Origin of the sequence: Lutibaculum baratangense AMV1 (assembly GCF_000496075.1) — a bacterium.
GTDB classification, from domain to species: domain Bacteria; phylum Pseudomonadota; class Alphaproteobacteria; order Rhizobiales; family Tepidamorphaceae; genus Lutibaculum; species Lutibaculum baratangense.
Map to the genome: position 1 here is coordinate 193639 of NZ_AWXZ01000040.1, position 18747 is coordinate 212385.

Consider the following 18747-nt stretch of genomic DNA (forward strand, 5'->3'; position numbering starts at 1 on the left):
TATTCCCCAGCACGCGACCTTGGAATGGTGATCGCTTCTCGGGTGGTACTGCCAATGATTCCCGTGTTTGTCCCGGCGCGTCGTTTCGGACAGAGTTCGAACGAGGATTTGTGGGCCGAACATAAGATCCCGCACCGAATCGATTTCTTCGGGTCACTATAACGCATGAACGTGATCCCTCACCCACACCATCCCCGTCTCCGCCCCGTCCACTCCCGCGCCAGGCCCTCGGCCACCAGCACGGCGCCCAGGCTCCGCCCGTCGCGGGTGACGGTGCGCAAGCTTCGGCCGTAGCGGTCGGTGTCGCGGGCGCCGCGTTTAAGCTCGAACGGGCCTTCGCCCAGGAGGACCTGCAGCCTGTCGCGCGCCTGGACGGCGAGTTGCCGCTCGCGCGGGCAGGCGCCGTTCAGCTCCGGCGTGTCGATGTCGGCGATGCGGATCTTCTCAGGCCCGAGCCGGAACGTGTCGCCGTCGATGACGCAGTCGCGCCGCGCGGCGCCGTTGCAGAGGGGCAAAGGGCGGCCCTCGCCGCGGCCGGCGGACGGGGCGCCCGGCAGGCCCGGCAGCGGGAAGCCCGTGATGTCGAGGGTGGGCAGGTCGAGGCCGGTCAGGTCCAGACCTGTCAGGTCCAGACCTGTCGCGGAGAGGCCGCGATCGACCCATACCGGCGCCTCGAGCGCCGTGAGGCCGGCGAGGCCCAGCGCGACGAGGAGCGTGGGGAGCGCGGGCAGGCGGGCGAGGCGGCCGCGCCGGCGCTTCGGGGCGCCGCGCGACGGCGGCCTTGCCCGCCGCCGCCTGCCGAGCGGGATGATGTCGGCCATGTCGGGTCCCCTTCCGGTCGTGCGATGGGTCAGTGAAGCCGGCGAGGGGTTAATGGAGGCTTTGGGGGAAACGAGGCGTTTTCCGTGCGGCCCCTGGGCCCCGGCTCGGTGGCCGGGGCACGCCGTGCGTGCGGCTTGGGGGGAGGGCGGTGCACCTTGTTCCACCCCCGCGGGAGGCGAGGGCGGGTGAAGGGCCATGCCCTTCCCGCGTGGCGCCGGGGCGGCAAGTCTCCGGGCGGCCGGGATCATACATTCCCTTGCGTAAACTTCGCTCCCGTTCCTATACTTGCCAAGTAAAAATCGGGAGGGGATCATGCAGTACACGGACGAGTTCAAGTCGATGGTGGCTGCCTTCATGCGGCTGCCGACCGAGTTTCCCAACGTGCGGCCGGCCTCGGTCGCGCAGTTCATCCTGGAGAGCGGGCGGGGAAGCTCGCTTCTGGCGCGCGAGCACAGGAACTTCGCCGGCATGAAGTGGCGCCCGGAGATGGCCGGGGTGGCGACGAAGAAGCTCGTGATCGCGCCGAGCGAGACGGCCGATTTCTGCAGCTTCGAGAGCCTGGAGAAGTTCGCCGAGGGCTACTGGATCTTCCTGAACCGGGCGCCCTACGAGGGCTGGAAGGCGCACGCGGACGACCCTTACGACTTCATCGGCTTCGTCGGCCGGATCTGGGCCGCCGACCCCGCCTACACCGAGAAGGTGCAGAACCTGATCGGCGAGGCGGAGGCGCTGATCGCCACGCTGCGCGAGCCGCACGTGCACACCGACGGCGCGCCCTGCTGCGGCGGCATGATCGACCCGCCGGAGCCGATGGCCCACCGCGAGAAGCCGGCGGTGCGCTGGGACCCCTCGCCGTTCAACTGGTCGCGCGGGGGGACGCGGATCGACACGGTGGTGATGCACTACACGACCTCGCGGAACCTGCAGGGCACGATCGACTGGTTCAAGAGCCCGAACAACATCCACAAGACGGCGGCCCACTACGTGATCGGGCGGGACGGCACGATCGTGCAGATGGTGAAGGACGCCGACGCCTGCACCCACGGCAACAGCCAGAACAGGCGCTCGATCGGCATCGAGCATTCCGCAGCCCCGGGCGACCCGATGACCGAGCCGCAGGAGCGGGCCTCCGTCGCGCTCGTGCGCTGGCTGATGCAGGAATACGCGATCGCGCCCGAGCGGGTGATCGGCCACAAATGCGCGCCGCGCGCGACGAGCTGCCCCGGCGACCTCTTCGCCGCCTACGGCGCGACCTCTGCGTCGGACTGCGCGGCGGTGACGAGGGCGATCCAGACCTGGGTGCGCGAGAGGGTGCTCGCGGAGGGCGTGATCGCCTGAGGACACGAGGCGGGGAGGGGCGAAGGGGCTCGTCCTCCCTTGACCCGGGCCGTGAGGGCGGCTCGCAAGGGCTCCCCGCGTCGCTCTCACATCCCGGCCTTTGCCGGGATGAGCGGCTGGAGTGGACACGGTGCCCAGCGCTCCACCCCCGCGGGAGGCGGGAAGGGGTGAAGGGCTTTGCCCTTCCGGCCCTTCCCGATTGCCCGCGATCCCGGATTGCGCTACGCCCGCCCGTGGTACACCAAGAAGAGCCGCGGGGGCGCGGCCCGGGAAGGACACGGGACATGGCGAGCTACAAACTGCTTCTGTTGCCGGGCGACGGCATCGGCGTCGAGGTGATGGCCGAGGTCGAGCGGGTGATCGACTGGTTCAACCGGCGCGGCGCGGTCTCCTTCGAGACCGAGAGCGACCTCGTGGGCGGCGCGGCCTATGACGCGCATGGCCAGTCGATCTCCGACGAGACGATGCGCCGCGCGGACGAAGCCGACGCGATCATCTTCGGCGCGGTGGGCGGGCCGAAATGGGACAGCGTTCCCTACGACGTGCGGCCGGAGGCCGGGCTCCTGCGGCTGAGGAAGGACCTGAAGCTCTTCGCCAATCTGCGCCCCGCCGTCTGCTACAAGGCCCTGGCGCAGTCGTCGTCCCTGAAGACGGAGCTCGTCGAGGGGCTCGACATCCTGATCCTGCGCGAACTGACCGGCGGGGTCTATTTCGGCGAGCCGAAGGAGATCACGGAGCTTGGCAACGGCCAGAAGCGGGCCGTCGACACGCAGGTCTACGAGACCTACGAGATCGACCGCATCGCGCGCGTCGCGTTCGAACTGTCGCGCGCCAGGCAGAGCCGCGTGACGTCGGCGGAAAAGCACAACGTGATGAAGTCGGGCGTCCTCTGGAAGGAGGTCGTGACCCAGACGCACAAGGACGGCTTCGAGGACGTGACGCTCGACCACATGCTGGCCGACGCGCTCGGCATGCAGCTCGTGCGGCGCCCCAAGCAGTTCGACGTGATCCTGACCGACAATCTGTTCGGCGACATATTGTCGGACGTCGCGGCGATGCTGACGGGCTCGCTCGGCATGCTGCCCTCGGCCTCGCTCGGCGCGCCTGACGGGCAGACGGGGCGGCGCAAGGCGCTCTACGAGCCGGTGCACGGCTCGGCGCCGGATATCGCCGGGCAGGGCAAGGCGAACCCGCTGGCGATGATCGCGAGCTTCGGCATGGCGCTGCGCTATTCCTTCGATCGCGGCGCGGAGGCCGATCTCGTGGAGCACGCGGTGTCGGCGGTGCTCGACGAGGGCTATCGCACCGGCGACATCATGGCCGACGGCTGCCGCCTCGTCGGCACGCAGGAGATGGGCGAGGCCGTCGTCAAGGCAATGGACCGGCTCGCCGTCTGATCTTCCGGAGGTTCCCCGCGGGGCGGCCGCGCGCCGCCGGTCGGGGAACCTCCCGCTTCTTCCTCACGTTGCAAAGCGTGGAGAGCGGCCGTCCGTCCGGGGCGGCCACGCGAGGGAGGAAGACCCCATGACCGCACGATACGCAGTGCCGGCGCTTGCCGCCGCGCTTCTCGCCGGCGCCGCCGCGCCGGCCGCCGCCGATTGCGCCGCCGACGTCGAGCAGGCGCGCGAGGCCTATGCCGACACGCTGGCCGCAGCCACGCAGCCCGGCATGAAGCCCGAGGAGCCGTCGCCTGAGAACGAGCCCTCCGGCTATTCGAGCTCGGGCGGACCGGCGCCCAACCTGCCGGGCGAGGCGCCGGGCGGGCAGCAGGGCGAGACCACGCCGGGCGAGCAGCCGGCGCAAGGCGAGGCCGAACAGGCACAGGACCCCGCGCCGGCGCAGCAGGCCGATTCGTCCGCTCCGGCCGCGCAGGATGGCACGGTCCCGCCCGCCGCCGATCAGCAGGCGGATGCCGAGCAGGACGACGAGCAGGCAGGTGAGGCCGTCGAGGTGACGGTGGTCGAACCGACGGACGGGCAGGCCGCGCCGGAGACGGGCGACGCCGCCGACGCCGGCGCCGCCGCGCCGGAGGCGGGCGAGCCTGCCGAGATGGAGACGGCCGCGCCCGCCGGCGACGCGCAGCCCGCGACGGATCAAGGTCAGACGGCCGAGGGCGAGCAGCCTGCCGATCAGCCCGCGGACATGCAGGCCGATGCGGCCCAGCAGGGCGGCGAGACGCCGCCCGCGGCCGATCAGGCGCAGACGCCCGAAGGCCAGGAGCCCGCCGACATGCAGGCGGCCGCGGGCCAGGAGGGCGACGACCCGAACGAGGCGAAGCAGGCGGATCTCGCCCAGGCCGAGCGCAATGGCAACCCGCCGTCGAGCGGAGATCCCAGGACCAACCCGACCGAGGAGGCCGAGGCCGACCTCGAGAAGGAGAAGCCGGTTCTCGGTCTCGCTCTCATGAACCTGAACTACGCCCACGCCTTCGCCGTCGCCGGCAACGAGGAGGCCTGCCAGGCCTCGCTCGCGAAGGTCGAGGAGACGCTGAGCGCCTGGCGCGAGGGCTCGTGATGCGCAGACCGATCGCGGTCCTCGCCGCAGGGCTCCTCTGCAGCGCGGCCGGCGTGGGCGTCGCCCGCGCCGACTGCGGCTGGGACATCCAGATGACGGTGGGCGAGATCGCCGAGGTCGAGGGGGCGATCCCGCTCGCGGAGAACCCCCGCCTGCCGCTCGGGCCCGGCACGGAGCTGCCGCCGCAGCAGCGCAGCACCCGCGACGGAGAAAGCGAGACGGCGGCCGAGGGAGCGGAGGGCTTCGTCAGCGGGGCCACTCCCTCCGGGCAGGAGGTGGTGCCGGACGCCGCAGCGCTGACAGGCCACGCGACCGAAGGCGCGGTGCCGGGGCCCGCGGAAGAGACGGTGGCCGCGAGCCCCGATCCCGAGGGCGGGCTTCTCGACGCGCCCTCCGCGCAGAACGAGGCGGCGCGCCATCTCGCGGGGGCGAAGCTCAAGGTGCGGGACGCGCGTGCCGCGTGGGACCGCGGCGACCGGCAGGCCTGCTACGGCGAGATCGACCAGGCGAAGGACCTCGTCGCGAGGGCCCGGGCGGCGATCGCGGAGGCGGCGAAAGGCGGCGCCTGACGCCGCCTTTCCATCTTCACACTCAGGCCCTGTCGGCCAACGCCCCGAAGACGCGCGCCCACGAGCGGATGCCGTGGCGGAAGCTCGCGAGGTCGTATTTCTCGTTCGGCGAATGGATGCGATCGTCGTCGAGCCCGAAGCCGATCAGGATCGAATCCATGCCGAGCGTCGACTTGAAGTCGCCGACGATCGGGATCGAGCCGCCGCAGCCCATCATGACGGGCGCCTTGCCGAACTCCGCTCGAAGCGCGCCGGCGGCCTTCGCCATCTCCGGCCTGTTCATGTCGACGACGAGCGCGGGGCTCGCCGCATGGCCGATGAACTCGACCTTGCAGTCCGTCGGCACGCGCTCGCGCACGAAGGCGCGGAACGCCTCGCGGATCTTCTGCGGGTCCTGCGAGCCGACGAGGCGGAAGGAGATCTTCGCGGAGGCCCGGCTCGCGATCACCGTCTTCGAACCGGCACCGGTATAGCCGCCGATGATGCCGTTCGCGTCGCAGGTCGGGCGCGACCAGATCTGCTCGAGCGTCGAGCGGTCCTTCTCGCCGGCCGGCTCCTTCAGCCCGACGCCGCCGAGGAAGGTCTCGTCGGAGAAGGCGAGCCCGTCCCACTGCGCCTTCACCTCGGGCGGCAGCTCCGGCACGCCGTCATAGAAGCCCGGCACCGTGACGGCGCCGTTCTCGTCGTGCAGGTTGGCGATGATGCGTGCGAGGATGTTGATCGGGTTCTTCGCCGCCCCGCCATACATGCCCGAATGCAGGTCGCGGCTCGCCGCGGTGACGATCACCTCGTCGTAGACCATGCCGCGCAGCATGGTGGTGATCCCCGGCGCGCCGCGGTCCCACATGCCGGTGTCGCAGACGAGGGCGAGATCCGCCCTCAGCTCGTCCCTGTTGGCCTCGAGGAAGGGGCCGAGATTGCCCGAGCCCGATTCCTCCTCGCCCTCGATCAGCACCGTGACCGGCAGCGGCACAGAGCCGGTGGTCTCGGCCCAGGCGCGCAGGGCCTCGACGAAGGTCATGAACTGGCCCTTGTCGTCGGCCGCGCCACGGGCGACGATCTCCTTGCCGTGCGGCGCGTCGACGAGGCGCGGCTCGAAGGGATCGGTCTCCCAGAGGTCGAGCGGATCGGCCGGCTGCACGTCGTAGTGGCCGTAGAGCAGGACGCGCGGCGTCTTGCCGTCGGGCGCGGGCCCGCCATGCGCGACGACCATCGGCTTGCCGCCGGTCTCGCGCAGCGAGGCGTCGAGGCCGATGCCCGCGAGCTGGTCGACGACCCACTGCGCCGCCTTGCGGCAGTCGCCGTCGAAAGCGGGGTCGGTCGAGATGCTGGGGATGCGCAGGAGCTGAAACAGCCGCTCCAGGCTCTTGTCGAGGCCGCTTTCGGCCGTGGCGAGCACCTTGTCCATGTCGCTCATCGAGGCTTGATCTCCTGGACTTCGTGGAAAGACTTCGGGGACGCCGGAGAGGGCCGACGGCGGCCCGGCGATCATGCCGGCCGCTTTACCATCGCGCCGGAGCGATGGCGAGCCGGCTCAACGCCGGCGCAGACTGCCGAGGATGCCGCGCACGATCTCGCGACCGATCGTCGAGGCGACGGTGCGGGTGAGCGACTTGACCGCCGCCTCCGCCACCGTCTGCCGGCCGGAGCCGCCGCCGAGGTCGAAGATCGAGCCTCCGCCACGCCGCGCGGCCGCCTGCTCCTGCTTCGCGGCCTCCGCGGCCTTCAGCTTCTCCTCCGCGCGGCGGCTCAGGATCTCGTGCGCAGACTCGCGGTCGACCGGCCGGTCGTAGATGCCGCGCACGGGGCTGTCGGCCATCACCGCCTGCCGCTCGGCCTCGGTGATCGGGCCCATGCGGGAGGAGGGCGGGCGGACGAGCGTGCGCTCCACGACCGACGGCACTCCCTTGTCCTGAAGCGTCGAGACGAGCGCCTCACCGACGCCGAGCGTCGTGATCGCCTCCTCGGTGTCGAAGGCGGGGTTCGGGCGGAAGGTCTCCGCCGCGACGCGGACGGCCTTCTGCTCGCGGGGCGTGTAGGCCCTGAGCGCGTGCTGAAAGCGGTTGCCGAGCTGCGCGAGCACGGTGTCCGGCACGTCTGCGGGGTTCTGCGTGACGAAATAGATGCCGACGCCCTTCGAGCGGATCAGGCGGACGACCTGCTCGACCTTCTCCAGGAGCGCCTTCGGGGCCTCGTCGAAGAGGAGGTGGGCCTCGTCGAAGAAGAAGACGAGCTTCGGCCGGTCGGGATCGCCGACCTCCGGCAACTCCTCGAAGAGCTCCGACATGAGCCAGAGCAGGAACGTCGCGTAGAGGCGGGGCGCCTGCATGAGCGTGCCGGCCGAGAGCACGTTCACGTAGCCGCGGCCCGAGCGGTCGACTCGCATGAGGTCGCGTATGTCGAGGGCGGGCTCGCCGAAGAGGCTCTCGCCGCCCTGCTGCCGGAGCACGAGCAGGCGCCGCCGGATGGCGGCCGTGGTGGCGCGCGAGACGCCGCCCTGCCGCAGCGACCCTTCCGCCGAGCGCTCCTCGACGAGGGACAGGAGCGCCTCGAGGTCGTTCATGTCGAGGAGGAGGAGCCCCTCCTCGTCGGCCAGGTGGAAGGCGAGGTTGATCGCGCCCTCCTGCGCGTCCGTGCAGTCGAGGAGGCGCGACAGGAGGAGCGGGCCCATGTCGGAGATCGTCGTGCGCAGCGGGTGGCCCTCGCGGCCGAAGAGGTCCCAGAAGACGACGGGGCTACCTTCGAAGGCGAGGTCGGCGAGCCCGATCATCTCCGCGCGCTCGGAGAGGAAACCCTTCGGCTCTCCGGCCACAGCGACGCCCGACAGGTCGCCCTTCACGTCGGCGCAGAAGACCGGCACGCCGGCGCGGGAGAACTGCTCTGCGAGGACCTGCAGCGTCACCGTCTTGCCGGTGCCGGTGGCGCCGGTGACGAGGCCGTGGCGGTTGGCGAAGCGCAGCTCCATGTGCTGCGGCTCCGCGCCCGCGCCGATGAAGATCGTGTCCGTCGCGGTCATGGTTTCCCCCGCTGCCCCAGCCACCGACGTTTCTAGGCCCGGGCGGGGCCGGCGGCAATCGGGCTCGCCTTGTGCCGCCGGATCCGGCCCGGCAGAATGCGGCGGCGCATCGAGAGGAAGGCTGTCGGCAGATGGACGAACTGGTCGGGCGGGTGATGCAGGCCGCCGAGGTCGACGCCGGAACGGCGCGGCGGGTGATCGAGATCGAGCTCGCCTTCATCAAGGATCACGGGCCGGACGAGAAGGTGGGGGAGCTCCTGCGCCGTATCCCCGGCGGCGAGGCGATCGAGACGCCGGAGGCCGGATCGTTCGGGGGGATGATGGGGGCGATGTCGGCCTACGCGAAGCTTCAGGGCCTGGGCCTCGGGACGTCGCAGCTCCGCAGCGCGACGAAGGAGATCCTGACGTTCGCGCGCGAGCATGGCGGGGACGACGATGTCGACGACATCGTTCGGGCGATCCCGCTTTTGAGCCAGGTCATGTGACGGGGCCGGGACGGGCGCCATGCTGGACGGGTTGGCGGGTCCCGACGCCGGTGACGGAAGGAAACGGTCGGTGAGCGATCTGAGACTGGCCGAGGGCTTCGCCCCGGCCGACGAGGAACGGTGGCGGGCTCTGGCGGAGGCGGCGCTGAAAGGCCAGCCTTTCGAGCGCCTGAGGACCCGCACGCATAACGGGTTCGGGATCGAGCCGCTCTACGGCCAGACCGCGCATGGGCCCTCGATCGGCGTCGACGGCGGGTGGTGGCCGCTGGGGCGGGTCGACCATCCCGACCCGGAGGCGGCGCGCGAGATCGCCCGCGCCGAGATGGACGGCGGGGCAGGCGGGCTCGTCCTCGTGTTCGCCGATGCCGGCGGCGGACCCTGCCTGCCGGCCGACCTCAGCACCTCGTTCCTCGCCCGCGAGCTCGACCTCTCGGCCTCCGCGCTGCACGCCGAGGTGGGGCCGCGCGCCGACGCGCTCCTGATCTCGCTCCTCGCCTCCGCCGGCACGGGCGGGGCGGCCGAGATCGTCCTGCGCTCGAGCCTCGGGGCCGGTATCCTCGCCTTCGGCATGGACGCCGCGGCATGGCGGGAGGGCGCCGGCCACCTTCTCAGCGGCGCTTCGAGCGACTTGAAGGTCAGGCTGTTCTGCGCCGACGGGCGGGTGGCCCACAATGCCGGCGCCTCGGAGGCGCAGGAACTGGCCGTCATGCTGGCGGACCTCGTGGCGCAGCTCCGGCTGCTCGAGGAGGACGGCACCGCGCCGGGCGAGGCGGCGCATCGCCTGTCGCTCGCGCTGGCCGCCGACACCGACGAGTTCATGACGATCGCGAAGCTGCGCGCGGCGCGGCTGCTCGCGAGGCGGGTGATGGAAGCCTGCGGCGTGGCGGAGGCGCGGCTGCCGCTCCACGTCGAGACGTCGCGGCGCATGCTGTCGCGGCGCGACCCGTGGACGAACATGCTGCGCACGACGGCGGCCGTGGCGGCGGCGGGGCTCGGCGGGGCCGACAGCGTCTGCGCGCTGCCGCACACGACGATGCTCGGGGTGCCGCCGCTGACGGCGCGGCGGCTTGCGCGCAACACGCAGCTGATCCTGCTCGAGGAGAGCGGGCTCGGCCGGGTCGGCGACCCGGCTGCCGGCTCCGGCTATGTCGAGGGGCTGACGGCGAGGCTCTGCGAGGCGGCGTGGGCGCTGTTCCGCGAGATCGAGGCGCGCGGCGGGCTCGTGGAGAGCCTGCGCGACGGCTGGCTGCAGCGCGCCGTGTCGGAGGTGCGGGAGGCGCGCCTCGCCGACATCCGCACGAGGCGCCAGCCGCTGACCGGCACCTCGGAATATCCGTGGCTCGACGAGCCGCAGGCGCGGCTGCACCCGAAGGGCGACGTCGCACCGCCGGCGACCGGGCCGTTCCCGGGCGTCGCGCCGCTGCCGCCGATGAGCCTCGGCGCGGAGTTCGAGCGCCTGCGCGACCTGTCGGACGAGATGCGCGCGCGGACCGGGGAGAGGCCGGCTGTGTTCCTCGCCCCGCTGGGGCGGCTGGCGGAGCACTCGGCGCGGACGGAGTGGACGCGCGCGGCCTTCGCCTCCGGCGGCTTCGGGTCGGTCGCGGGACCGGACGAGGCGGAGCCCGAAGCCCTGGCGGACGCGTTCGGGGAAGCCAAGTGCCGCATCGCCTGCCTCTGCGGCACGGACGAGGCCTACGCAGAGCGGGGCTCGGCGGTCGCCTGGGCGCTGAAGGCCCAGGGTTGCGAGCGGCTCTACCTCGCCGGGCGGCCGCACGGGGCGATGGACGGCCTGCGGGCCGCCGGCGTCGACGCCTTCCTCCATGCCGGCTGTGATATGATCGAGGCGCTGGAGGACGCCTATCGCACGCTCGGCGAGGAGCCGGGCAGGAAGGGAGCGCCGGCATGAGCAGGATCCCGCGTTTCGCCGAGCTCGACTTCGAGATGCCGGCCGAGGGGCCGCCCTCGGCAGGGCCCGGCTTCGGGACGCCCGAGGGCATCGACCTCAAGGGCAGCTACGGCCCCGGGGACCGCGACGGGCTCGACTTCCTGCAGAGCTATCCCGGCGTCGCGCCGTTCCTGCGCGGGCCGTACCCGACGATGTACCGCACGAGGCCGTGGACGATCCGGCAATATGCGGGCTTCTCCACCGCCGAGGCGTCGAACGCCTTCTACCGCCGCAACCTCGCGGCCGGGCAGCGGGGCCTGTCGATCGCCTTCGACCTCGCGACCCACCGCGGCTACGACAGCGACAATCCGCGCGTGAAGGGCGACGTCGGCATGGCCGGCGTCGCGATCGACTCGATCTACGACATGCGCACGCTGTTCGACGGCATCCCGCTCGACAAGATGAGCGTCTCGATGACGATGAACGGCGCGGTGCTGCCGATCATGGCGCTGTTCGTCGTGGCGGGCGAGGAGCAGGGCGTGCCGCCGGAGAAGCTGACCGGGACCATCCAGAACGACATCCTGAAGGAGTTCATGGTCCGCAACACCTACATCTTCCCGCCGACGCCATCGATGCGGATCGTCTCGGACATCTTCGCCTACACCTCGCAGAGGATGCCGCGCTTCAACTCGATCTCGATCTCCGGCTACCACATGCAGGAGGCGGGGGCGACGGCGGATCTCGAGCTCGCCTACACGCTGGCCGACGGCGTCGAGTACGTGCGGGCGGGGATCGCGGCGGGCCTGCCGGTCGACGCCTTCGCGCCGCGCCTGTCCTTCTTCTTCGCGATCGGCATGAACCACTTCATGGAGATCGCGAAGCTCAGGGCGGCGCGGCTGCTCTGGGCGAGGCTGATGCGGCAGTTCGAGCCGCAGGACGAGCGCTCGCTCAGCCTGCGCACCCACTGCCAGACCTCCGGCTGGAGCCTGACGGCGCAGGACGTCTACAACAACGTCGTGAGGACCTGCATCGAGGCGATGGCGGCGACGCAGGGGCACACCCAGTCGCTGCACACGAACGCGCTCGACGAGGCGCTCGCCCTGCCGACCGACTTCTCCGCCCGCATCGCCAGGAACACCCAGCTCTTCCTGCAGCACGAGGCCGGCACGAACCGCGTCATCGACCCGTGGGGCGGCTCGTACTTCGTGGAGCGGCTGACGCAGGAGCTCGCGGCCCGGGCCTGGACGCATATCGAGGAGGTCGAGGGCCTCGGCGGCATGGCGAAGGCGATCGAGGGCGGCCTGCCGAAGCTCAGGATCGAGGAGGCCGCGGCCCGGACGCAGGCGCGGATCGACAGCGGTCGCCAGACGGTCGTCGGCGTCAATCGCTGGCGGACGGAGGAAGCCGACGAGATCGAGATCCTCAAGGTCGACAACTCCGCCGTGCGGGCGAGCCAGATCGAGAAGCTCGACCGCCTGCGCGCCGAGCGCGACCAGGGCGCGGTCGAGGAGAGGCTCCAGGCGCTGAGCCGGTCGGCCGGGAGCGGCGAGGGCAATCTCCTCGCGCTCGCCGTCGACGCCGCGCGGGCCAAGGCGACGGTCGGCGAGATCACCTCGGCGCTCGAGAGCGCGTGGGGGCGGCACCGGGCGGAGATCAAGGCGATCACGGGCGTCTATGCGCGGGAGGTCGGGCAGATGGACGAGAAGCTCTCCCGCGTGCGGCGGCTGGTGGAGGCGTTCGAGGAAAACGAGGGGCGGCGGCCGCGCATCCTCGTCGCGAAGATGGGCCAGGACGGCCACGACCGGGGCCAGAAGGTGATCGCCTCGGCCTTCGCCGATCTCGGGTTCGACGTCGACATCGGCCCCCTCTTCGCGACCCCGGAGGAGACGGCGCGCCAGGCGGTCGACAACGACGTGCACATCGTCGGCGTCTCCTCGCTCGCCGCCGGGCACCTGACGCTCGTGCCGGACCTGAAGGCCGCGCTCGAGGGGCAGGGCCGCGGCGACGTCATGATCGTCGTCGGCGGGGTGGTGCCGCCGCAGGACCATCAGGCGCTGATCGAGGCCGGCGCCTCGGCGATCTTCCCGCCGGGTACCGTGATCGCCGACGCGGCGGCCGATCTCCTGCTCGAACTCGGCCGCCGTCTCGGCCACGAGCCCGCCCAGGCCGCGGAGTAGGCTGCCTCAGAAGGGCAGCCTCGGCAGCGGCAGGCCCTGCATGGCCGCGGCGGCCGGCATGTCCATGACGGTGAGGCCCGCCGGCGGGGAGAAATGCGCCGCCTCCTGCGGTTCCCGCTTCAGGTCGTGCAGCTCGGCGGTCGTCCCGTCGACCTCGACCCGCAGGGGCACGTTGCCTTCGCCGAGGCAGGCCCTGCCTTCGTCGACCTGCCAGATCTCGCATGTCTCGCCGCGGACGGTCTCGGTCTCGCCGGTGGCCGTGGCGTTCACCCTCGACTCGACGTCCGCCGGCGTCTTCACGCGCATACCCATGCCGGGCATCTGCGACGTCCACATCACGATGTCGCCGGACTGCATGTCCCGGATCGCCGAGATCTGCATCCCCGCGGGGGAGATCTCGACCCGCATCGCGCCATCGGCCGCGGAATAGCGCATCGCCACCTTCATCTCGTCGCCGCTGCCGTCGCGGACCACCCACGTGCCGGAGAAGTCGGTCTGGGGCAGAGGCGGCTCCGCCATGGCGGGGGCGGCAAGGGAGATCGCGGCGGCGAAACAGCCGGCAAGCAGGAGGCGCATCTGGTCTTCCCTTCGGATTAGCTCGACAGAGTGGTCGCCGGGGACTGGCGCCACGGCAGGTAAGCGAGGATAGATTGGCGCCAGAGGCAAGGCGACCACAAACCGCCCGGACAGGGGCTCCGGCGGCGGCGCGGGAGACACGAAGATGACGGGACGCTGTTTCATTGCCGTTTGCGCCGGGCTCCTCGTCTCCGGCGCGGCATCGGCGCAGGACGACCGGGCGCTCGAGCTCAGGGACATGTCCGAAGCCGCGGAGATCAGGGTCGTCCTGCCGCCGGCCGCCGCCGACCACCCGGCCCTTCGCGACGAAATGCTCGCCGAGGGGAGAGAGCTCCTGGCCAAGTTCAGGTCCGAAGCGCAGGCGGCTATGGCCGAGGCGGAGACGGACCCGGACTATCCCTGGCACCCGTGGTCGCTCGACTACGTCTACGAGCCGCGCTATCTCGGCCCCGTGTACGGGAGCTTCCTCGTCAATATCTTCACCTTCCAGGGCGGGGCGCATCCGCAGCTCGCCTTCGAGACGGTGACACGGGATCTCGAGACGAACACGCCCGTGACCCTCGACGATCTCTTCTTCGACGCGAGCGACGGCTCGCCCGCGCTCGTCGCCATCTCCGATCACGTGCAAAACGACATCGCGAGGCAGAAGGAGCAGCGCACGGGCGAGCCGGCGGATCTCGGCTCCGCCGACTGGCTGGACGCGGTGGCGCCGCGGCCGGAGAATTTCGAGCTCTTCACCTTCGTGCCGGCGAGACAGCGCGGCATGGTCGCGGGCCTCACCTTCCACTTTCCGCCCTACGCGGTCGGCGCCTACGCCGAAGGGCCGTTCGAGTCCTTCGTGCCGGCCTCCGTGTTCTCGGGCGAGCTCGCGGACTTCTTCCCGCAGGTCTTCGGCGGCGAGCCGCTGCGGGTGTGGCCACTTTCGAGCTACGAGGAGCCCGGCGTCTTCGCCTTCCTCGAGGCGCCGGAGCCGGAAACGCTCGTGGCGTCGCCGCTGCAGGTCGCGGGGGAGGTGCCGCGCATGTGGTTCGACGGCGGCGCGCCGCTCGTGCGGGTCGCCGACTTCGACGGCAACGTCCTGGGGGAGGCGGAGGCCGTGATGCAGCCGGACCGGCCGGCGGCCGAGGTGAGCGTCGGCACCGTGCCCTTCCAGGCGACGGTCGAGTTCGGCCGGAGCGAGGCCACGGAAGGCCAGCTCGTGATCGTGCCGCCGGGGGAGGGCAGCGAGGTGAGCACCTTCGTGCGCTTCTGAGAGGCTGAACCCTTGCCCGCGCGAGCCGGCTTCGTGTACCCGGAGGCCCGACCGGCGCGGTATGTCCGCGCTTTGCTGGCGGAGATTCGCGAATGATCCCGAGAGTTGCGGCGTTCCTGTCCCTGGGGCTCGCCCTGGCCGGCTGTGCGAGCGAAGGGGGGCCGCCATCGGTCAGCTCCGCCACCTCGATCATGCCCGTGGCCTATGCGATCGAGGCGGATTCGGCGGGACCGATCACCGCCACCACCTCCTACTCCCGCCAGGCCCTGCAGGCGCTGTTCCCCGGCGACCGGATCGACGTGATCCAGACGGCCGACGAGACGGGGGTCGTGAGCGCGCTGACGATCTTCGAGGAAGGCCTGCAGACGCTGATGGTGATCCCCACCTCGAACCGCCGGGAGATCAAGGCCGTCCACGGGGCGGGGCTGGCGGTGGCGGGCCCCGGCGGCGAGCGGCTCGGCATGACGTTCCGCGAGCTCGGCATGGACCGCGGCACCTGCCGGCTGGGGCAGGGCCCCTGGGTGGGCATGGCCGTCTGCCGGTCGCGACAGGCCCCGAATGTGAGCCTCGTCTTCGACCCCGGCGAGTGGAGCGAGCCGAACGAGCTCGCCCCCGCCGAGGTGCTCGCGGAGGGCCGGCTCCAGCGCATCGTCTGGTCGCCCCCCGGGGCGTGAGGGCACGAGGGTGAGCGGCCGCCCGATCGACACCGACGACCTCGCCCGACGGCTGCGGGCGGGCGAGCGGGGCGCTCTCGCCCGGGCCATCACCCTCGTGGAGAGCCGCAAGCCGAGCCACCGCAGGCAGGCGGCGGAGCTCCTGCAGGCTGTGCTGCCGGACACGGGGCGCGCGCGCCGGATCGGCATCACGGGCGTGCCGGGCGTCGGCAAGTCGACGACGATCGAGCAGCTCGGGCAGAACCTCATCGCCGCCGGGCACCGGGTGGCCGTGCTCGCCGTCGACCCGTCCTCCTCCCGCAGCGGCGGCTCGATCCTCGGCGACAAGACGAGAATGGCCGCGCTCGCCTGCGACGAGCGGGCCTTCGTGCGGCCCTCGCCCTCCGGCGGCACGCTCGGGGGTGTCGCGGCGCGCACGCGGGAATCGTTGCTTCTCTGCGAGGCGGCGGGCTTCGACGTCGTGATCGTCGAGACGGTCGGCACCGGCCAGTCCGAGGTCGCCGTCGCCGACATGGTGGACGTGTTCGTGCTGCTCGCCCTGCCGGGGGCCGGTGACGAATTGCAGGGCATCAAGAAGGGCGTGCTCGAGCTCGCCGACATCATCGCGGTGAACAAGGCCGACGGCGACAACGAGGGCCGCGCGCGGCAGGCGGCGGCGGAGCTCAAGGCGGCGCTGCACATCCTGACGCCCGCCTCGCCCGACTGGACGCCCGAGGTCGTGACGGTCTCGGGCCTCGCGAACAGGGGCCTCGACCGCCTCTGGGAGACGATCGGACGGCACCGGGAGGCGCTTGTGGCCTCCGGCGGCTTCGCGGCGCGGCGGCGGGAGCAGCAGGTGAAATGGATGCGCACGCTGCTCGAGGAGCGGCTCCTGGGCCTCGTGCGGGGCAACCGGGCGGTGGCGGGCCGGCTGAAGGAGCTCGAGGCTCGGGTGGCCGACGGCGATCTGACGCCCGCGCTCGCGGTCGAGGAGCTGGCGCAGGCGCTCGACCTGCCGGAGGCGACGACATGAGCGCGCCAACCGTCCTCGTCACGGGCTTCGGGCCGTTTCCCGGCGCCCCGGTGAACCCGAGCGCGGCGCTCGTGCGCGCGCTGCCAACCGGCACGATGTCGCGGCGGCACGGCATCGCGCTCCACACCGAGATCATGCCGGTGAGCTATGCGGCGGTGGCGGAGATCCTGCCGCGGCTGTGGCGGGACCTGCGGCCCGACGCCGTGCTGCATGTCGGGCTGCACGGCCGGGCGCGCATCCCGCATGTCGAGCTTCGCGGCAAGAACCACAGGAGCCCGCTCGCGCCCGATGCCGGCGGCGCGCTGCCGAACCACCCGGCGATCGACCCGAAGGGCCCGGCGATCCGCCACGCCTCGCTGCCGGCACCGCAGATCCTCGCCGCGATCCGCGCGAGCGGCGCCCGGGCGCGGACCTCCCACGACGCCGGGAGCTATCTCTGCAACTTTGCGACCTACCTCTCGCTGGGACTGGCGCGCGAAGGGGCGATCGCGGGCTTCCTGCACGTGCCGTGGCCGGCGGAGGAGCGGGGCCGGGCGCGGCGGGCGCCGGCCGATCGGCCCGGCTGGAACGAACTGTCGGTGGCGCTCGAGGCGACGATCGGTGCGGTGGCGCTCGAGGCGAAGCGGCGGGCACGGGGCGGCCGGTAGGTCTTCCGCCCCGCGGGCCACGGAATCACCCCTTCGGGCGCACGCCATAGGTGTCGTAGGCCTCGTTCATCCGCTCCTCCTCGCTCCGCTCGGGGAGGAGCGTATAGCTCGGTGCCCAGATGCGCGCGATGCGGGCGATCTCGACGACGATCACGTTGCGGACCGGCTAGGCCTCCCCGGCGAGGCGGAGAAGGTCGGCCGCGACCGCCGCGAACTCCTCCGTGTCCTTCGGCACGATCCGCGCCCGGCCGGTGATCTTGAAGCCGCGCTGGCGGAAGACGTCGACGAAGCTGACGCAGACATCCGGGTTCGCGGCGACGTTGCGCACGCTGTTCGACGAGGCGATGTCGGCGACGACGATCCGGTCGTCGCCGAGGGTCGCGAAGATCTCCTTCGGCGTCACGTTCGGCACCCCCTCGGGGCTGACGGTCGCGAGCCAGCAGAGGACGGAGTTCGCGATGTCGGTGCGGACGGCGTCGTTGAGCTTCACGCGGGCCGTCTCCGGACCAGATCAGAAGAACGCCTGGATGCCCGTCTGGGCGCGGCCGAGAATCAGGGCGTGGACGTCGTGCGTGCCCTCGTAGGTGTTCACCGTTTCGAGGTTCGCGAGGTGGCGCATGACGTGGAACTCGTCGGCGATGCCGTTGCCGCCGTGCATGTCGCGGGCCATGCGGGCGACGTCGAGCGCCTTGCCGCAGTTGTTGCGCTTGACGAGCGAGATCATCTCCGGGGCAACCTTGCCCTCGTCGAAGAGCCGGCCGACGCGCAAGGACGCCTGGAGGCCGAGCGCGATCTCGGTCTGCATGTCGGCGAGCTTCTTCTGGACGAGCTGCGTCGCGGCGAGCGGCCTGCCGAACTGCTTGCGGTCGAGCGTGTACTGGCGCGCGGCGTGCCAGCAGAACTCGGCCGCGCCCATCGCGCCCCAGGAGATGCCGTAGCGGGCGCGGTTGAGGCAGCCGAAGGGCCCTTTCAGGCCCGCGACGTTCGGCAGGAGGTGCTCCTCGCCGACCTCGACGCCGTCCATCACGACCTCGCCGGTGACCGAGGCGCGCAAGGAGAGCTTGCCCTCGATCTTCGGCGCGGTGAGACCCTTCATGCCCTTCTCGAGCACGAAGCCGCGGATCTGGTCGTCATGCGCCTCGGACTTCGCCCAGACGACGAAGACGTCGGCGATCGGCGAGTTCGAGATCCACATCTTCGAGCCCGAGAGGACGTAGCCGCCGTCGGTCTTCCTCGCGCGCGTCTTCATGCCGGCGGGGTCGGAGCCGGCGTCGGGCTCGGTCAGGCCGAAGCAGCCGACCCACTCGCCCGAAGCGAGCTTCGGCAGGTACTTCCTGCGCTGGCTCTCGTCGCCATAGGCGTAGATCGGGTACATGACGAGCGAGGACTGCACGCTCATCATCGAGCGGTAGCCCGAATCGACGCGCTCGACCTCGCGGGCGACGAGGCCGTAGGCGACGTAGCTCGTGCCGGCGCCGCCATATTCCTCGGGCGTCGTGGGACCAAGCAGGCCGAGCTCTCCCAACTCGTCGAAGATCTCGCGGTCGGTGCGCTCCTCGCGATAGGCCGTCAGGACGCGCGGCAGGAGCTTCTCCTGCGCGTAGTCGCGCGCCATGTCGCGGATCATCCGCTCCTCCTCGGAGAGCTGCTCCTCGAGGAGGAACGGATCCTCCCACTGGAATGCCCCGTACTTGGAGTGCGACTGCTTCTGGTCCTCGGCGAGCGACATGGCGGAACTCCGACTGCTGTGGCGGAGCCGGGCCCGCGGCCCGGCTATCCT

At 71.6% G+C, this 18747-nt stretch carries 18 protein-coding genes; 11 read left to right on the top strand and 7 right to left on the bottom strand.

The window, feature by feature from the left end; all coding sequences use genetic code 11:
• Nucleotides 1-179 precede the first annotated feature (179 nt).
• Nucleotides 180-821 carry a thermonuclease family protein gene (locus N177_RS21185; protein ID WP_023433977.1) on the bottom strand — a complete coding sequence of 214 codons (642 nt, stop codon included), beginning with the start codon at nucleotides 819-821 and terminating at the stop codon, nucleotides 180-182.
• Nucleotides 822-1134: 313 nt separating this feature from the next.
• Here N177_RS21185 and N177_RS20785 point away from each other — a divergent pair, with 313 nt between their 5' ends.
• The 4 genes from N177_RS20785 (at nucleotide 1135) to N177_RS18685 (ending at nucleotide 5243) form a co-directional block, all read left to right on the top strand.
• Complete coding sequence (locus tag N177_RS20785; RefSeq protein WP_023433978.1) at nucleotides 1135-2160, top strand: N-acetylmuramoyl-L-alanine amidase; 1026 nt, start codon at nucleotides 1135-1137, stop codon at nucleotides 2158-2160.
• A gap of 284 nt (nucleotides 2161-2444) precedes the next feature.
• Nucleotides 2445-3557, top strand: a complete 1113-nt coding sequence (gene leuB / locus N177_RS18675) for a 3-isopropylmalate dehydrogenase (RefSeq protein WP_023433979.1) — start codon at nucleotides 2445-2447, stop codon at nucleotides 3555-3557.
• A gap of 127 nt (nucleotides 3558-3684) precedes the next feature.
• A complete protein-coding gene (locus tag N177_RS18680; protein WP_023433980.1) occupies nucleotides 3685-4674 on the top strand; it encodes a hypothetical protein in 990 nt (329 codons plus the stop codon).
• Nucleotides 4674-5243, top strand: coding sequence for a hypothetical protein (locus N177_RS18685; RefSeq protein ID WP_023433981.1), 570 nt, complete (start codon nucleotides 4674-4676; stop codon nucleotides 5241-5243). The genes N177_RS18680 and N177_RS18685 overlap by 1 nt, the downstream gene beginning before the upstream one ends.
• A 22-nt stretch (nucleotides 5244-5265) precedes the next feature.
• On the opposite strand, the gene N177_RS18690 is transcribed toward N177_RS18685, so the two are convergent.
• Both N177_RS18690 and N177_RS18695 read right to left on the bottom strand, forming a co-directional pair.
• Nucleotides 5266-6660 carry a M20/M25/M40 family metallo-hydrolase gene (locus N177_RS18690; RefSeq protein WP_040486170.1) on the bottom strand — a complete coding sequence of 465 codons (1395 nt, stop codon included), beginning with the start codon at nucleotides 6658-6660 and terminating at the stop codon, nucleotides 5266-5268.
• Between the two features lie 117 nt (nucleotides 6661-6777).
• On the bottom strand, nucleotides 6778-8259 hold the full coding sequence (locus N177_RS18695; RefSeq protein WP_023433983.1) for a helicase HerA-like domain-containing protein: 1482 nt from the start codon (nucleotides 8257-8259) through the stop codon (nucleotides 6778-6780).
• A 131-nt stretch (nucleotides 8260-8390) separates the two neighbouring features.
• On the opposite strand from N177_RS18695, the gene N177_RS18700 reads away from it, so the two are divergent.
• The 3 genes from N177_RS18700 (at nucleotide 8391) to scpA (ending at nucleotide 12806) form a co-directional block, all read left to right on the top strand.
• Nucleotides 8391-8744 carry a hypothetical protein gene (locus tag N177_RS18700; protein WP_023433984.1) on the top strand — a complete coding sequence of 118 codons (354 nt, stop codon included), beginning with the start codon at nucleotides 8391-8393 and terminating at the stop codon, nucleotides 8742-8744.
• A 70-nt stretch (nucleotides 8745-8814) separates the two neighbouring features.
• Nucleotides 8815-10650 carry a methylmalonyl-CoA mutase family protein gene (locus N177_RS18705; RefSeq protein ID WP_023433985.1) on the top strand — a complete coding sequence of 612 codons (1836 nt, stop codon included), beginning with the start codon at nucleotides 8815-8817 and terminating at the stop codon, nucleotides 10648-10650.
• Nucleotides 10647-12806: a methylmalonyl-CoA mutase gene (scpA, locus tag N177_RS18710; protein WP_023433986.1), complete on the top strand. Its 2160-nt coding sequence runs from the start codon at nucleotides 10647-10649 to the stop codon at nucleotides 12804-12806. The genes N177_RS18705 and scpA overlap by 4 nt, the downstream gene beginning before the upstream one ends.
• 6 nt (nucleotides 12807-12812) lie before the next feature.
• Here the strand turns inward: scpA and N177_RS18715 are convergent, their stop codons facing one another.
• Nucleotides 12813-13382: a hypothetical protein gene (locus N177_RS18715; RefSeq protein ID WP_023433987.1), complete on the bottom strand. Its 570-nt coding sequence runs from the start codon at nucleotides 13380-13382 to the stop codon at nucleotides 12813-12815.
• A gap of 145 nt (nucleotides 13383-13527) precedes the next feature.
• Between N177_RS18715 and N177_RS18720 the strand changes: the two genes are divergently transcribed.
• From N177_RS18720 to N177_RS18735, 4 genes are all read left to right on the top strand, one after another.
• Entirely contained in the window at nucleotides 13528-14634 is a 1107-nt protein-coding gene (locus N177_RS18720; RefSeq protein WP_023433988.1) for a DUF3298 domain-containing protein, read from the top strand.
• A 92-nt stretch (nucleotides 14635-14726) separates the two neighbouring features.
• Nucleotides 14727-15308 (top strand): DUF1131 family protein, encoded by a 582-nt coding sequence (locus N177_RS18725; RefSeq protein ID WP_023433989.1) that lies wholly within the window; start codon nucleotides 14727-14729, stop codon nucleotides 15306-15308.
• A 10-nt stretch (nucleotides 15309-15318) separates the two neighbouring features.
• Complete coding sequence (meaB, locus tag N177_RS18730) at nucleotides 15319-16320, top strand: methylmalonyl Co-A mutase-associated GTPase MeaB (protein WP_023433990.1); 1002 nt, start codon at nucleotides 15319-15321, stop codon at nucleotides 16318-16320.
• Nucleotides 16317-16967 carry a pyroglutamyl-peptidase I gene (locus tag N177_RS18735; RefSeq protein WP_023433991.1) on the top strand — a complete coding sequence of 217 codons (651 nt, stop codon included), beginning with the start codon at nucleotides 16317-16319 and terminating at the stop codon, nucleotides 16965-16967. Before meaB ends, N177_RS18735 begins: the two co-directional genes overlap by 4 nt.
• Before the next feature lie 25 nt (nucleotides 16968-16992).
• On the opposite strand, the gene N177_RS22270 is transcribed toward N177_RS18735, so the two are convergent.
• The 3 genes from N177_RS22270 to N177_RS18745 are packed head-to-tail and all read right to left on the bottom strand — an operon-like array spanning nucleotide 16993 to nucleotide 18696.
• Nucleotides 16993-17121 (bottom strand): hypothetical protein, encoded by a 129-nt coding sequence (locus N177_RS22270; RefSeq protein WP_023433992.1) that lies wholly within the window; start codon nucleotides 17119-17121, stop codon nucleotides 16993-16995.
• Between the two features lie 12 nt (nucleotides 17122-17133).
• Complete coding sequence (locus N177_RS18740; protein WP_023433993.1) at nucleotides 17134-17457, bottom strand: pyridoxamine 5'-phosphate oxidase family protein; 324 nt, start codon at nucleotides 17455-17457, stop codon at nucleotides 17134-17136.
• A 21-nt stretch (nucleotides 17458-17478) separates the two neighbouring features.
• Nucleotides 17479-18696, bottom strand: a complete 1218-nt coding sequence (locus N177_RS18745) for an acyl-CoA dehydrogenase (protein WP_023433994.1) — start codon at nucleotides 18694-18696, stop codon at nucleotides 17479-17481.
• Nucleotides 18697-18747 lie beyond the last annotated feature (51 nt).

What these genes read in the sequence shown, in the direction of transcription:
- N177_RS18700 (WP_023433984.1), top strand. Translation starts at nt 8,391, where the DNA reads ATGGACGAACTGGTCGGGCGGGTGATGCAGGCCGCCGAGGTCGACGCC.
- leuB (WP_023433979.1), top strand. Translation starts at nt 2,445, where the DNA reads ATGGCGAGCTACAAACTGCTTCTGTTGCCGGGCGACGGCATCGGCGTC.
- N177_RS18685 (WP_023433981.1), top strand. Translation starts at nt 4,674, where the DNA reads ATGCGCAGACCGATCGCGGTCCTCGCCGCAGGGCTCCTCTGCAGCGCG.
- N177_RS18745 (WP_023433994.1), bottom strand. Translation starts at nt 18,696, where the DNA reads ATGTCGCTCGCCGAGGACCAGAAGCAGTCGCACTCCAAGTACGGGGCA.
- N177_RS18680 (WP_023433980.1), top strand. Translation starts at nt 3,685, where the DNA reads ATGACCGCACGATACGCAGTGCCGGCGCTTGCCGCCGCGCTTCTCGCC.
- N177_RS18715 (WP_023433987.1), bottom strand. Translation starts at nt 13,382, where the DNA reads ATGCGCCTCCTGCTTGCCGGCTGTTTCGCCGCCGCGATCTCCCTTGCC.
- N177_RS20785 (WP_023433978.1), top strand. Translation starts at nt 1,135, where the DNA reads ATGCAGTACACGGACGAGTTCAAGTCGATGGTGGCTGCCTTCATGCGG.
- N177_RS18695 (WP_023433983.1), bottom strand. Translation starts at nt 8,259, where the DNA reads ATGACCGCGACGGACACGATCTTCATCGGCGCGGGCGCGGAGCCGCAG.
- N177_RS21185 (WP_023433977.1), bottom strand. Translation starts at nt 821, where the DNA reads ATGGCCGACATCATCCCGCTCGGCAGGCGGCGGCGGGCAAGGCCGCCG.
- scpA (WP_023433986.1), top strand. Translation starts at nt 10,647, where the DNA reads ATGAGCAGGATCCCGCGTTTCGCCGAGCTCGACTTCGAGATGCCGGCC.
- N177_RS18690 (WP_040486170.1), bottom strand. Translation starts at nt 6,660, where the DNA reads ATGAGCGACATGGACAAGGTGCTCGCCACGGCCGAAAGCGGCCTCGAC.
- N177_RS18725 (WP_023433989.1), top strand. Translation starts at nt 14,727, where the DNA reads ATGATCCCGAGAGTTGCGGCGTTCCTGTCCCTGGGGCTCGCCCTGGCC.
- N177_RS18720 (WP_023433988.1), top strand. Translation starts at nt 13,528, where the DNA reads ATGACGGGACGCTGTTTCATTGCCGTTTGCGCCGGGCTCCTCGTCTCC.
- N177_RS18735 (WP_023433991.1), top strand. Translation starts at nt 16,317, where the DNA reads ATGAGCGCGCCAACCGTCCTCGTCACGGGCTTCGGGCCGTTTCCCGGC.